Consider the following 12,202-nt stretch of genomic DNA (forward strand, 5'->3'; position numbering starts at 1 on the left):
GTTAGGCAGCATGGGCTTGCAGATGGCCGGCAGCGAGAAGCTTGTGGGTCAACCATTGCTGACCTTTACCGGTGATGGTGGGAGAGAAGGCAAGACGAGTCTCGCCATTGATCTCGTAGGGCTTCTCGAGGACCTCGAAGTAACCCAGGTCGAGAAATTGTTGGAAAGGCAGGTTGTGGCGATTACCTCCCTTCATCAGGATCCGCATCTCGTGCAGAATGGTGAATATCTTCTTGGGCCCAATCCCCACTGTTTTGGCGAAATTACCGAGAAGAACGCCCTTGTCGGCACCGGCCACACGATCGGCAAAATCGGCCTTAGGTGTTTGGATGGCGATCTGCTCTTGGGCTTGTTCAAGCTCCATGGCCAAACGACCGGCTTCAAGCAACGCTTCGGCATAGGTTCGTGGCAGTAATGGAACAAGCTGCGCTTCCAGCTCCTGCCAGCGGTCAATGATGCGAGCCCTCAGCTCGATGCTATAACCCGATACCAGGATCAAGCACTCACGCTTGGGTAAGTGGAAGCATGGGTAGTCCTGGCCATTTTGTTTGTTCTGGTGGGTCTCCTCAAATCTGAGGTCACCCCCAGCGCCGTAAAGCTCAAGCAACATAGCCCGGATGTCGCGCATGACATTGTCATGACGTTTCCCCACGAGCTCAGCAATCTCGATGCTAGTCATGGTCAGAGAGGTGTTAGTTGTGGTGGTCAAGTTCATGGTCGGGTCCCTGGTTGGTTATTGGTCTGTTCAAATGCCTTCAGCAGCCAGGCGCGCAGCTGGCTGGTCTTGATGTGTTCGGGGGTAATCTCCAATACAGTCCACCCAAGCAGGGCGGCCTCGTTCATCTTGGCCCGGTCCTCCACGAACCCCCTCCCCCGGGTATGCCGGCCACCGGAGTGGATCCCGCCGTGGATCTCGACGGCGATCATCTGCTCTTCCCAGGCATAGTCGAACCGCCACTTGCGCTTGGGGTGGAACAGCAGCTCGGTGACGGGGTCTGGGAAACCGACAAGCTGGGCCTGCACCTTGTCGTGCAGGCTGGTGACTTGTTGAGCCTTGCGCACCTGATTAGCTACGCTCCTGACCTTCGGGCTGTTACCCAGCAGCCGGGCAGCATCGAGGGCGGAAAGGTGGATCATGCAGCCCTCCCGTAGGTGGCCACCCAGTCGAAGCCGCGGCGGGATTCATCACCGAACTGCACGTCCTGCTGGGCGCCGAAGGCTTGGGCCATCTCAATGAGGTCGCGCATCTCGCGCACGGTCATCTTGGAAGTGGACTTACCCAACACAACAAAGCCGGTACCGTCGATATTCGGTACCACGTCCTGCTGGTACAGCGCCGCGCTGAGAACGTGCTTCCATTCCTCCTTGGCGAGCTTGCGGCCGTGCCAGTTCACCTGTTCGGCGATGTCGGTCAGTACTGCCCATAACATGGCGTTCTGGGCTAGGCTCCGGATCATCTCCTTGATTTCGATGACCAGCGGCTTGTCCTGGTCAACCGGCAGGCCAGCAACCAACTGGCAAGCGCGGGATCGGATTTCAGGACTGCGGAGGAAATACTTGGGATAGGCGCTCAAGCTACGCCCTCCCCGAGCAACACCAGGGACGGCTCGACTAGCACGGGGTTGAAAGGAAATACTTCAATCAAATCAGCCAAGTTAAAATTGCGCAGGCTGCTGGATACACTGGCACAGCCGCGTGGGCGTGCTGCGGATAGATCTTGGGTATGTGGTTTGGTCATGGTCTGGGTCCTTTTGGTCATACACAGCCGGGTGGTCTAGGTCCGGCTCTGACTATGGTACCCACTATCGATAATTTATGTCACGCACCAGCAACTACTGAGTTTTCAAGATTGTATCCCGCGACATAGCAACCTCTCGAATTAGAGCCTTTTCATTGAGATAGCTCATTAACATGAAGCCCCAATTGAGTTAGTATATCAATGCGATTACAAGGTGATAAAACTTGTAGAGAGGTTCAAGAATGTTGAGTTTAAGCTGGAAGCTTAATCGAGGAGCTATTGCGGAAAAATGACCAAAACAATTCATAGATACTTTGATATTACAGTTTACGCATTTCTTTCATGGCTGATATTCTCTATGGCTTCGGAAATGGAAGCTGTAAAAGGTTTCATTGCCAACTGGATTAGCATATACAGTTCCACTCAAGCCTACCTTATTATTTTCATCTACTTCCTCTCCGGAATATTAACTAAATCCATCTTAATAAACTCAGGTGATTATAATTACCATCACACATTTCACAATGAAAGAAACTACAAACTAGAAAACGAAGATGGCATTAGTTTAGTCGGTGTTTTTGATTTAAAACTAAAGTTGAAACAAGTCATAATCAACCCACCGCTAAGGCTATCAATCATAGTGTTTTTTGCAATAATTTATTGCACTAACGACATAGTGTTCAAAGATTACTTGTCTATTGAAATAGCCTTCTATTTTATTGGGCTAAAGACTCCTCAGTTTATTAAATCCATCAGATACAGCCTCGCAGATAAACCGCCATTGCCAGAAGACAATGAATCCTATGACATGGATACTTGGCATCAACAAGAAACAGCAATTTTAACCTTGAGTCAAGATAGATTAAATAGAGTGGAACTTGTTAAACGGTTATTTGATATCATTACATCAAATAACATCACAGACACCAGAGGCATTGCAATAATAGGTCCATTTGGAATTGGCAAGTCATCTATCATCAATATGACCTTATCTGAAGTCCAGATGACATATCACAATTTCATTCAATGTAGAATAAACAGTTGGGGAACATATAGCTCTGAAGATCAGATACAAAAGCACCTAATTGAAAGAATTATCGATTCGCTAGGTCAAGTTACATCAACTACAAGTTTAAGTGGCCTTCCATCAAAATACATTAGCTCATTGAAGGGAGCACAAAGCCTATGGTTAGATATATTACCATTGTTTGACAATCACTCGTCCCCAAGCTCGCAACTAACTGAGATTGATGACTTATTAGAAAAGCTTAACCTTAAAGTAATAATCATACTTGAAGATTTGGATAGAAATAAAGATGCGGAGGTCATGCTAAATAGCATAGCTCCTCTGATAGATCGGCTAAATGACAATGGTAACTTTCGATTCATACTTAGTGTTGGAGAAACGCTAAATAACCCTAATATAATAAATCGAATTTGTAGGTATAAGGAGTATGTCAGTCTTGATCGAAGCTATGCACTAGATTCAATCAAAAAAGCCCTATATAGCACTCTTCAGAAGAAGAGATTAACCTATATAGGTCATGTAAGTCACTTTTTCTCCACAAATAATTCTCAAGGCAGTATTGTATCCGCTCGGGATGCACTGGTAAGCTACCTAAATAACCCTAGAGAATTGAAAGTAATATTGAGGCAGGTTGAACTGGATTGGGTTAATTCATTGCATGGATATTGTGATATATTAGACCTTTTTGCGATTACCACACTAATGCATTACGAACCGAATTTAATAACATCACTACTAAATAATACCTCACATGAAGTTAGTTTTGCCAAACTTGTGGAAAGAAATAATAAACTAGAAGACAATCTAATCAATCCAAAGTCATCAGAGGCAATTGTTAACTATTTCTTTGACACCCAAAATGAATACGCGAAACCACAGAATAGACTACAAAGTTGTAAGTATGATTTCCCAAAGCGACTCCAATTAATTTCATCCCGAAGCAGAATAAATGATAAACAAAGAGATAGTGAGCAGTCATATTTTCGCGGTCTTCTTGAACTTAATTCTCTTTGCAGGATAAGCTGTTCATCAAATGAGATGTCCACTCTAGCAGATAAGATATACACGCTAACAGATGAACTGATTTACTATAAAGACTATGACAGATTTATTTATGATTACAAAGCGTTATATCCGATAAACTCTTTGATTCCTAGCCTTGTTCTAATAAAAGCCTTTATGATAAACAGCAATGTAATTAAGAATGAGAAAATTACCAGTGCATACATGATAGGAAAACTAAAAGGTTTACGTACAAAGAACCATTTCTTCGCTCAAGAAATAATAAGTGACATAATGAACCACTACTTAGACCTCTCATTAAGAACACTTCTACTATTTTATAGGAGCCTCGAAGGAACCATAAATCCAAGATATATTACAAAGCCGGATGTAAATAAACTTATGTCGAAATTTAAGGAACAGGGGAATAGCAAGGAAAACATCAACATGTATTTGCTCAATGACACACTAGAAATCATCAAGATTATAATATCAGGAAAACCTGGCCTCAAAGAAAACTGTTATGACCTCTTTATGGGATGGTTGATTAGTGATAAATCTACTTTCTCTAACAACCTCATCCATAAAATCAACAATTATAAAACAAGAGACCAGTTCAGCACTGAATACCGTCTTATTCTTAACCTTAAAGATGCCATGCCTGATTTGACTAAGCCAAACGAACTTAATAAAGAAAATGAAGCAACTGTCTGATACAAGGATAAACGATGGCATTCTGGTGGGTAAACCATAAGCAAACGTACGGTGCAGAAGTAGGGGGCGGCTACATCTGGTCGCCCAAGGCGAACCGCAACGGCTCAAAGAATCAGACCTATATCAACCTCACGCTGACCCGGCCGGGAGACATTGTCATCTCTTACGCCAGCGGGCTTATCAAAGCCATTGGTCTGGTTTCAGCACCTTGCAGTGAGCAATCCAAACCCTCTGAGTTTGGTAGCGCCGGCGATGCTTGGTCTGATGCTGGTTGGGAGGTTCTCATCGACTGGGAGGTGCTCGCAAAGCCAATCCGACCGAAGGACCACCTGGAGTTGATAGCTCCCCTGCTCCCCTCGAAGAACTCACCATTACAGCCCAACCTGAACGGTAACCAGGGCTGTTACCTTGCGGGCATCAGCGACGAGCTCGGCAACCTGGTGCTTTCATTGGCCAACCGCGTGAACCCGTTCTTTACTGACGCTGTCGAGCAACACCAGGCCGAACTCGAAGGCGATGCCATTGAGGCGGACATCAAGGCCTCGGCCCTTGAGAGCACAGAGAAGCTACAACTCGTCAAATCCCGCCGTGGCCAGGGCCTCTTCCGTAGTCGGCTCGAGCAGTTAGAGCCCGCCTGCCGGGTCACCGGCGTCACCAACAAGGCCCTGCTGATTGCCAGCCACATCAAGCCATGGAGTGAGTGCGATAACGCTGAACGTCTGGATGGGAACAACGGCCTTCTGCTCTCCCCCCACATCGACAAGCTGTTCGACCGTGGCTGGATTACCTTCACTGACGCCGGCGACCTGCTTTGTGCAGAGCCCTGCATCGAGCATATCCTGCAGCAGTGGGGTATTGTGCTGCCCAAGAACGTCGGCTCGTTCGACCACAAACAGACTGAGTTCCTCGCCTATCATCGTGATGAGATTTTCAAAGCCGAGTGCATCGCGTCTGCCTGACACCTCTAATCATGAGCGGGTACTTCTCCCCGCTCAATGCTACTCCATAGCAAACCTTGAGAGCCGTGACCCTCTCCTAGTTCAGCGCGATAACTTCGCTGTAGATTTATTTTTGGATGTTCTTTGGACTATTACTCTTCCACTCACCCTGATTGATGACCAGGATATTTTGGGGTGGTTAATCCCAATGCACGTATAAACTCATCCAATGAAAGCTTGGGCGTCAATCATTAGCACTCAGTGCATTATTAATTTTAGTCGCCCCCCCAAATGGATAGTTGCATATTAAAACCAATTGAAAAGACTATCTTTTTGAGACCTATTAAATAATATACATATTTTCATCAATACAGGGTTAATGAAAAAATGGATTCTTCATCTCGAAACGAAAATCAAAGTAAAAACTTGTATAGTAATATAGCTTCAACAATTGCATTAGTTACATCTATCTTGACGGTTATCTTCTCATGGCAGCAAAATAATATAACAAAAGAACATAATAGGTTGAGTGTAAGGCCAATTCTTCAACTTACACCAATGGCCGAAGGTGATGGTAAACTTAATGGGTTATATTTATCTAATGTGGGCTTTGGCCCGGCCATTATAAAAGGATTTGAAGTTAGAACTGGAAATTATAGTGCATCAGGATTTGAGTCTGATCAATGGGACTTAGTACTAGGTGCTGCAGACTTAAAAGCTGATTGTTTCGCTACAGGTTGGCCAAAAGAAAACTCGACCGTAAAAGTGGATGATGAGACTCCATTACTTTCCATAACTAATAGTGACAAGAGAGATAGGTGTATACCAGAAATGATTGGGCTGGTCGGCGGGGATGAGATAAGTGTTATTATTACTTATGAATCAATATATGGTGATACATATGTTGAGCGTGCTTCTGCTTCAATTAAATCTGATACTATCATGAAAGCATATTCAGAATACAAGAAGTATGCTCACCAAATGAGGCAGTTAGAAAAACTAGTACAATAAGCACATAAAAATATGGAGTCAGAAAACTGCTTGCTGGCAAGCATGTAAGGATACATAAAAACTGGTGCCGCCACACTGCGGTACAAAATGTACAGATTTAGTAATCAGGGCGTTGTTGCCGAAATCAGACAGCAAGTCATGATTTCCCCAGCCCCAGGTGACCGTTACACTCGGGACTTTCTGACAGGCAGACCAAGTGTGTTCAGTTTGTTGATTGCACCAACATACGCCATTACTTCCCCTACCTGACCGTTGTAGGTCCGCAGACTGATTTTGCCCATCATTAACTGCTTGAACCGATACATCGCCGTCTCTGCCAGCGAGCGACGGTGATACCCCGATATCTTCTTCCAGTGCGCCAGCCCTTCCTTGCGCATCACCAGCACGGCCTCATTTCTTGGGTGCCCCTTTTTCCAGAGTCCCGCGTTCTTGCGAGGCGGGATACAGGCTGTTGCCCCTTTGCGCGAGATAAGCTGATGGCTGGCTTTGTTGTCGTAGGCGCCATCCGCATAAACACGGCCCAGCTTGCGCCGCAGTGGATTGAGTAAGGTTGGCAGCACCTCGGCATCATGGACATTCTCCAATGACACTTCTGCTGCCACGATATCGTGGGTTGCTGGGTCCACCGCCAGATGCAGCTTGCGCCACACTCGCCGTCTTTCGGCACCGTGTTTTCTGACCTTCCACTCGCCTTCACCAAACACCTTGAGGCCAGTCGAGTCGATAACCAGGTCGGTGATACGTCCCTTGGCGGGCTGTCGATAGGCCACCGTCACCGTGCGGGCCCGCTTGCTTACGCAGCTATAGTCCGGTGCGCACAGCGGCACATTCATCAACTCGAACAGGGAGTCGAGTAGCCCCTGAGTTGCGCGAAGCGTGAGGCTGAAAATCCCCTTGAGCATCAGGAAGGTAGAGATGGTCTGGTCTGTGTAGAGCTGGCAGCGGCCTCGCCGTCCGTGATGGTCGTGGTGGAACCAGTTGTTCATGGCCTCGGAATCAACCCAGAAGGTGAGGGAACCACGGTTAATCAAAGACTGGTTGTATTGAGGCCAGTTGGTGATGGGGTGAAGCGACGTGCTCATGATGCAGACTTGAAGAGGATGGTGGTGATCAGATCACCGAGTCCTCAGTTAGTTCCATTCAAGCTGCATCGATTTGGGCAACAACGCCAGTAATCAGTGGGCACCGGCCCCAGACCGGTGTCTTCTCCCCCAAGTAATACTCACTCCCTGACGAGCCCTCTCAGCCAGCACCTGCTGCAGCTCCCTAGCCACAGCATCGGCCTGTGATGATCGATCCCACGCTTCTGCCATCATTTCACAGGCACTCATCGATACGCGGGATCCATACTGAGATACCGTGACAACAGGCGCAGCCTTGAGGATTCCAGCCCGCACTTCCGCCGGCCGGAGAGCACACTGCTGTTCTCCTCCCTTCCCTGCTTCCCCCCACAAAATCTGTGATCCCCTTCGGACTAACGTCTCATTTTGCTCAACGTTCAGACCCATATAAGTCATCTTTACATCCTGTTCAATACGCGGAATGTCAATCAAAAATGCAGCTATGTTCGAAGTGCTGCGGGGCTATTACTAACCCCAAATTTTCTGAGCATATCATCCGTTATCTCTTCCGGTGAAACCTAGCCACCCGGTTTAGCTACGGGAGTGAAGGAGATATGACGGAATAAGAAGCGACAACCCGGTGTTGAAGCTATTAACTCTTTCTTGGTGAAAAAATCGGCTTCTGCAAGCTATATTGCGATTAACTTCGATAGCCATTTATTAAATACCAAATGATAAAATCAAATCCTCCTTGTTAATAAAACTCTAATCTCATCACGAACAGTACATATTCACTCTTAATATTTCACGAAGCTGAACCGGAGCTTAATCGGTGATTGAATACCCCTCCTTTTGTTCTAACATTTTACTAAACAAAGACAAATTATCTATTGATATCATAAACAATAAATTGCTATTCTGGTTACCGAACGAATCCACACGTTGCCAATTATATTTAAGTGAGAAAAAATGAAAGAATCTGCGATAGCTTTGGGACTGATTTCTTGCGTCGGTCTATCAGGCTGCGCTGGTATCATTAATGGTACCAGTGACAATATCACAGTCCGCTCAGCAAACCCTGATGCCACCTTGTATGTTGATGGAATGAGCATGGGTAAAGATACTGTTATGTTTTCACAGAAACGCGGTAATAAAACGATTCTAGAAGCAAAAGCACCGAATTGCTCAACCGGTGTTTCTCACACTGATTGGAAATTTGATGGAACAAGTTTGCTAGGTATCTTTATTGATTTTGGGATCTTCTCTATTCCAATTGACTTCGCTACCGGTGGTGCAATGGCTCCAGAGCAGACAATATACACTGTAAACCCAATTTGTTCAGCGAATTCATAGTAAATGGTAAGTATTGCGATCAAACATATTTATTAATGAATGCTGTTCTATCGCAAAGAAGCGTTAAACATGATCCCATAAATATATTGGTTACTCTCTAGCACCCATTGGAATTTAATACGGTATCTTATGCTTTACAAAGCCTGCATTATTTCAACACTATTAATTGGCTCTTACGTTCATGCTGCAACTGACTATAGTACTGCAACAAGTAACTGTATAGCTTGGTCTAAAGACGTTATTAATGGTGAATTCTCTTACTCCTTTTCACCGGCAATACCATATGGTGGTGGCATACAAGTTTCTTTTATTTCTCATAGTTTGAAGGATATATCTCAAGAGCATATCGACACTGTATTTGAATCCAAAGTGAATGGACGAACAATCAGCTTTGCTGCTCAAGGTTATGGGTCATCAATAATCTTTAGACCTCAGAATAAAAATGATACAAAATTCATATTGGATGCTGCAACTACTGGAAGTTTAACATTTAATGACATGGTATTTAAAACAGGCGGTACGAAAACTGTAGTCAATTATATGCTTAGCCAGTGTAAAGATTAACCAAATATAATTGGCCATTCTGCTAGAGCAATAAAAAACACTAACTCAACGTTGGCACTTTTTACGTTCGCCTATACCTTAGCTGCAAACGAAAGAAGCTGAACTGTATCCTCAGCCGGAATTGATAACTTATACCTTATTGATTGCTTTCTGATTTATGTCAAAAACAAGTCCGATATCACAGACTTGGCCAAGAAATCGCTCAACTTTATGAGTGCCGATTGGTATGCTCCTCAACTGGTTCCTATACCTCAAACAGGGCCTACCGATGGCGACGTTCTCAACCGCCAGATCACAGGTCAAAAGCAGCATTCTGTGGGCTGTAACCTAGGGGCGGTAGCTAATGCGTTTGCCGTATTACTGTTGTTATACACAGCCGTAATGCTGGAGCAAAAAGAGGAAGTCAAGAGAACACGTTCAGCTTCAGAGGCCAGTAGGTAATAGATTGATTTAAAATATAATTGTGGATGCCCTATATCAGGCCGGAGCGGAGTTAGATGGAAGGCACCACTAACATGTTAGTACCGCCTTCTATCTAATCACTGTTAGCAGTTTAAGGAAATCATATGACGCGGTCTGAAAGAGCAAGCCAAATCTGGGCAGTATTGGCACTAGCGGCAAAAGGAAGGCAATCATTAACCTACGGAATCCTATCAAAGCTGGTTGGTGTTCCAGCAGCAGGCTTAGGAAAATTGCTTGAGCCAATACAGTCATACTGCCTAATTGAAAAACTTCCACCATTGACCATCCTGGTTGTCCAGCAAGAATCAGGTCTTCCTGGCTCAGGCTTTACAGGGGCTAAAGCAACAGAATTTGCGAAAGATCAAATGAGAGTTTTTTCATTTGATTGGGTTGAGCATGGAAATCCTCAGCCAGAAAAACTTGAACAAGCCGCGCAACAACAACCGTCCAATCGGTAAACCGCTAAAAAGCGGTTCAGACAGTTCGCTTCGCTCACTAGGACGGGACGAAGCCCGCCCCTTAACCAAATGTTATGTTTACGGAGATAACTATGAGTATCGAACATAAAAATTTAATTGGTATAAGTGATGGCAACAACTTGGTCGCAACAGGAACCAAATGGGAGCAGAGGAAAGGCAGGGATACTGACATATACTACTATGACGAAGTTGATTCATCTGGTGAATTGGTAGCCAAATATGAGGTGAGAGAATCTATGTCAATATACCCACCATTTGGAACAACCAAGTCTTTTACAAAAGTAATTTTATAGGGCAATAGGATAACAATATAAATGACAAGAACTAATTTCATATGTGCCCTCATCGCAACTCTTGTTGTCTTGTCTCTGGTGGCTTTTTTTAAATCTGAAGATGGCTTTCTGGTTGGTAATTTACTACCTGAAATGATGGGAGTCTGCATTGAGCTTTTGATAATAATATTTGTTATCGATGTGTGGCAGAAGAACGAAGAGAAGCAAAAAAGTATAAAGATTGAAAGACGGCTTCGTGAGTTTTTAATATTTTTCTTGAAGCACAATTTCAGTGGTTTTCCTCCATCATGTAATCCAGGTAATTTTTACGGAAAGGATCACACGCAAAACCAAGATGCTATTAAAAATTTAATTTTAAACATTGAACAAAATGGCATTAATGAAGAAGTGGTTCTCAAGGTCCAAAAATATTGCGAAAATGAGAAAGAGATATTTAATAATTTGATTCCAGTGGCTTCAGATTTGACTAATGATCATTTTAAATCATGGGTTCGCATCTCATACTTTATGAACTCTATCGCTTCAAAGAATGAGAAAACAAGTCATGCACTAGTTAAGATATTACAAAACATTAAAAGATTCGATGACGAGTCATATGCTAGTAAATTGTATGTTGGAGCGGATGAAACATAACTATCGCACTCAGCAGTAACACTTCGCTCGCAAGCGTTAGGTGTACAGATCTGAGCCTGTAAATCCAATTGTGTAACCGCCCACGAATAAGTAACTTTTTCAAAAGGATACCTTCGTGGGTAAGCAAATGGACCAAGACAAACTCAAAGCACTCGCCGCTGAGCTGGCAAAAGACATCAAGTCTGAAAAAGATCTCGGCACCCTCACCCAACAGCTGATCAAGCTCACCGTCGAGACCGCGCTTAATGCCGAGATGGACGAGCATCTGGGCTACCAGAAACACGCCCCACAAGGCCGCGGGACCGGCAACAATCGTAATGGCTATTCCACCAAGCGCCTAAAAGGGCAGCACGGGGAGGTCACCATCCAGGCGCCTCGTGACCGTAACGCCTCCTTCGAGCCTCAGTTTGTCCGCAAGGGCCAGTCACGCCTGACCCAGATGGACGACCAGATCCTCGCCCTCTACGCCAAGGGCTTGAGCACGCGGGATATCGTGGACGCGTTCAAAGAGATGTATGACGCCGACATCTCGGCGGGGCTGGTATCGAAGGTGACCGAACGTGTCATCGAGCAGGTCCACGAATGGCAAAACCGGCCGCTGGATCCGCTCTATCCCATCGTCTATCTGGACTGCATTGTGCTGAAGATCCGCGCGAACCAGCGGGTGATCAACAAGTCGCTCTATCTGGCACTGGGCATCAATATGGAGGGGCACAAGGAGCTGTTGGGCCTGTGGCTGGCTGAGACCGAAGGAGCAAAGTTCTGGCTGTCGGTCCTGACCGAGCTGAAGAACCGCGGCCTGGAAGACATCCTGATCACGTGTGTGGATGGTCTCAAGGGCTTCCCTGATGCCATTGCCGTGGAGTATCCGCAGACCAAGGTTCAACTGTGTATCGTCCACATGGTCCGCAACTCGCTGCGCTATGT

General features: G+C 45.4%; 14 protein-coding genes. 9 read left to right on the forward strand and 5 right to left on the reverse strand.

The genetic code is table 11. The features are described 5' to 3' along the window. Window position 1: 1 nt before the first annotated feature. The 4 genes from BN1129_RS12760 to BN1129_RS23850 are packed head-to-tail and all read right to left on the reverse strand — an operon-like array spanning window position 2 to window position 1,738. Window positions 2-715, reverse strand: a complete 714-nt coding sequence (locus BN1129_RS12760; RefSeq protein ID WP_042037013.1) for a phage antirepressor KilAC domain-containing protein — start codon at window positions 713-715, stop codon at window positions 2-4. Further along, complete coding sequence (locus BN1129_RS12765) at window positions 712-1,137, reverse strand: hypothetical protein (RefSeq protein WP_042037014.1); 426 nt, start codon at window positions 1,135-1,137, stop codon at window positions 712-714. Before BN1129_RS12765 ends, BN1129_RS12760 begins: the two co-directional genes overlap by 4 nt. Then, the gene (locus tag BN1129_RS12770; RefSeq protein WP_042037015.1) at window positions 1,134-1,574 is read right to left on the reverse strand and encodes a recombination protein NinB; all 441 of its coding nucleotides are present in this window, start codon (window positions 1,572-1,574) and stop codon (window positions 1,134-1,136) included. Before BN1129_RS12770 ends, BN1129_RS12765 begins: the two co-directional genes overlap by 4 nt. After that, entirely contained in the window at window positions 1,571-1,738 is a 168-nt protein-coding gene (locus BN1129_RS23850) for a hypothetical protein (protein WP_167335278.1), read from the reverse strand. Before BN1129_RS23850 ends, BN1129_RS12770 begins: the two co-directional genes overlap by 4 nt. Before the next feature lie 289 nt (window positions 1,739-2,027). Here BN1129_RS23850 and BN1129_RS23405 point away from each other — a divergent pair, with 289 nt between their 5' ends. From BN1129_RS23405 to BN1129_RS23410, 3 genes are all read left to right on the forward strand, one after another. Next, on the forward strand, window positions 2,028-4,481 hold the full coding sequence (locus tag BN1129_RS23405; protein ID WP_157013380.1) for a P-loop NTPase fold protein: 2,454 nt from the start codon (window positions 2,028-2,030) through the stop codon (window positions 4,479-4,481). 14 nt (window positions 4,482-4,495) lie between these two features. Then, window positions 4,496-5,440: an HNH endonuclease gene (locus BN1129_RS12780; protein ID WP_042037017.1), complete on the forward strand. Its 945-nt coding sequence runs from the start codon at window positions 4,496-4,498 to the stop codon at window positions 5,438-5,440. A 366-nt stretch (window positions 5,441-5,806) separates the two neighbouring features. Next, window positions 5,807-6,430 carry a hypothetical protein gene (locus BN1129_RS23410; protein ID WP_157013381.1) on the forward strand — a complete coding sequence of 208 codons (624 nt, stop codon included), beginning with the start codon at window positions 5,807-5,809 and terminating at the stop codon, window positions 6,428-6,430. A 164-nt stretch (window positions 6,431-6,594) separates the two neighbouring features. Here the strand turns inward: BN1129_RS23410 and BN1129_RS12785 are convergent, their stop codons facing one another. After that, window positions 6,595-7,512 (reverse strand): IS5 family transposase, encoded by a 918-nt coding sequence (locus tag BN1129_RS12785; protein ID WP_042037018.1) that lies wholly within the window; start codon window positions 7,510-7,512, stop codon window positions 6,595-6,597. 948 nt (window positions 7,513-8,460) lie between these two features. On the opposite strand from BN1129_RS12785, the gene BN1129_RS23415 reads away from it, so the two are divergent. The 6 genes from BN1129_RS23415 to BN1129_RS12805 all read left to right on the forward strand — a co-directional run. After that, window positions 8,461-8,844 carry a hypothetical protein gene (locus tag BN1129_RS23415; RefSeq protein WP_157013382.1) on the forward strand — a complete coding sequence of 128 codons (384 nt, stop codon included), beginning with the start codon at window positions 8,461-8,463 and terminating at the stop codon, window positions 8,842-8,844. Between the two features lie 129 nt (window positions 8,845-8,973). Next, window positions 8,974-9,408, forward strand: a complete 435-nt coding sequence (locus BN1129_RS23420; protein ID WP_157013383.1) for a hypothetical protein — start codon at window positions 8,974-8,976, stop codon at window positions 9,406-9,408. A gap of 566 nt (window positions 9,409-9,974) precedes the next feature. Continuing rightward, window positions 9,975-10,328: a hypothetical protein gene (locus BN1129_RS23425; RefSeq protein ID WP_157013384.1), complete on the forward strand. Its 354-nt coding sequence runs from the start codon at window positions 9,975-9,977 to the stop codon at window positions 10,326-10,328. A gap of 92 nt (window positions 10,329-10,420) precedes the next feature. Beyond that, on the forward strand, window positions 10,421-10,642 hold the full coding sequence (locus tag BN1129_RS22580; protein WP_084204646.1) for a hypothetical protein: 222 nt from the start codon (window positions 10,421-10,423) through the stop codon (window positions 10,640-10,642). Between the two features lie 21 nt (window positions 10,643-10,663). Beyond that, entirely contained in the window at window positions 10,664-11,275 is a 612-nt protein-coding gene (locus BN1129_RS12800; RefSeq protein ID WP_042037020.1) for a hypothetical protein, read from the forward strand. Between the two features lie 127 nt (window positions 11,276-11,402). Continuing rightward, on the forward strand, window positions 11,403-12,202 hold an 800-nt coding region (locus tag BN1129_RS12805; RefSeq protein ID WP_042037021.1), incomplete at its 3' end, for an IS256-like element ISAs3 family transposase.

Source organism: Aeromonas popoffii (assembly GCF_000820025.1).
Lineage (GTDB): Bacteria > Pseudomonadota > Gammaproteobacteria > Enterobacterales > Aeromonadaceae > Aeromonas > Aeromonas popoffii.

Bases quoted from the DNA above. Each gene is read 5' to 3' on its own strand.
- BN1129_RS12800 (WP_042037020.1), top strand. From the start codon at position 10,664: ATGACAAGAACTAATTTCATATGTGCCCTCATCGCAACTCTTGTTGTC.
- BN1129_RS12765 (WP_042037014.1), bottom strand. From the start codon at position 1,137: ATGATCCACCTTTCCGCCCTCGATGCTGCCCGGCTGCTGGGTAACAGC.
- BN1129_RS23425 (WP_157013384.1), top strand. From the start codon at position 9,975: ATGACGCGGTCTGAAAGAGCAAGCCAAATCTGGGCAGTATTGGCACTA.
- BN1129_RS23415 (WP_157013382.1), top strand. From the start codon at position 8,461: ATGAAAGAATCTGCGATAGCTTTGGGACTGATTTCTTGCGTCGGTCTA.
- BN1129_RS12785 (WP_042037018.1), bottom strand. From the start codon at position 7,512: ATGAGCACGTCGCTTCACCCCATCACCAACTGGCCTCAATACAACCAG.
- BN1129_RS22580 (WP_084204646.1), top strand. From the start codon at position 10,421: ATGAGTATCGAACATAAAAATTTAATTGGTATAAGTGATGGCAACAAC.
- BN1129_RS12780 (WP_042037017.1), top strand. From the start codon at position 4,496: ATGGCATTCTGGTGGGTAAACCATAAGCAAACGTACGGTGCAGAAGTA.
- BN1129_RS12760 (WP_042037013.1), bottom strand. From the start codon at position 715: ATGAACTTGACCACCACAACTAACACCTCTCTGACCATGACTAGCATC.
- BN1129_RS23405 (WP_157013380.1), top strand. From the start codon at position 2,028: ATGACCAAAACAATTCATAGATACTTTGATATTACAGTTTACGCATTT.
- BN1129_RS23420 (WP_157013383.1), top strand. From the start codon at position 8,974: ATGCTTTACAAAGCCTGCATTATTTCAACACTATTAATTGGCTCTTAC.
- BN1129_RS23850 (WP_167335278.1), bottom strand. From the start codon at position 1,738: ATGACCAAACCACATACCCAAGATCTATCCGCAGCACGCCCACGCGGC.
- BN1129_RS23410 (WP_157013381.1), top strand. From the start codon at position 5,807: ATGGATTCTTCATCTCGAAACGAAAATCAAAGTAAAAACTTGTATAGT.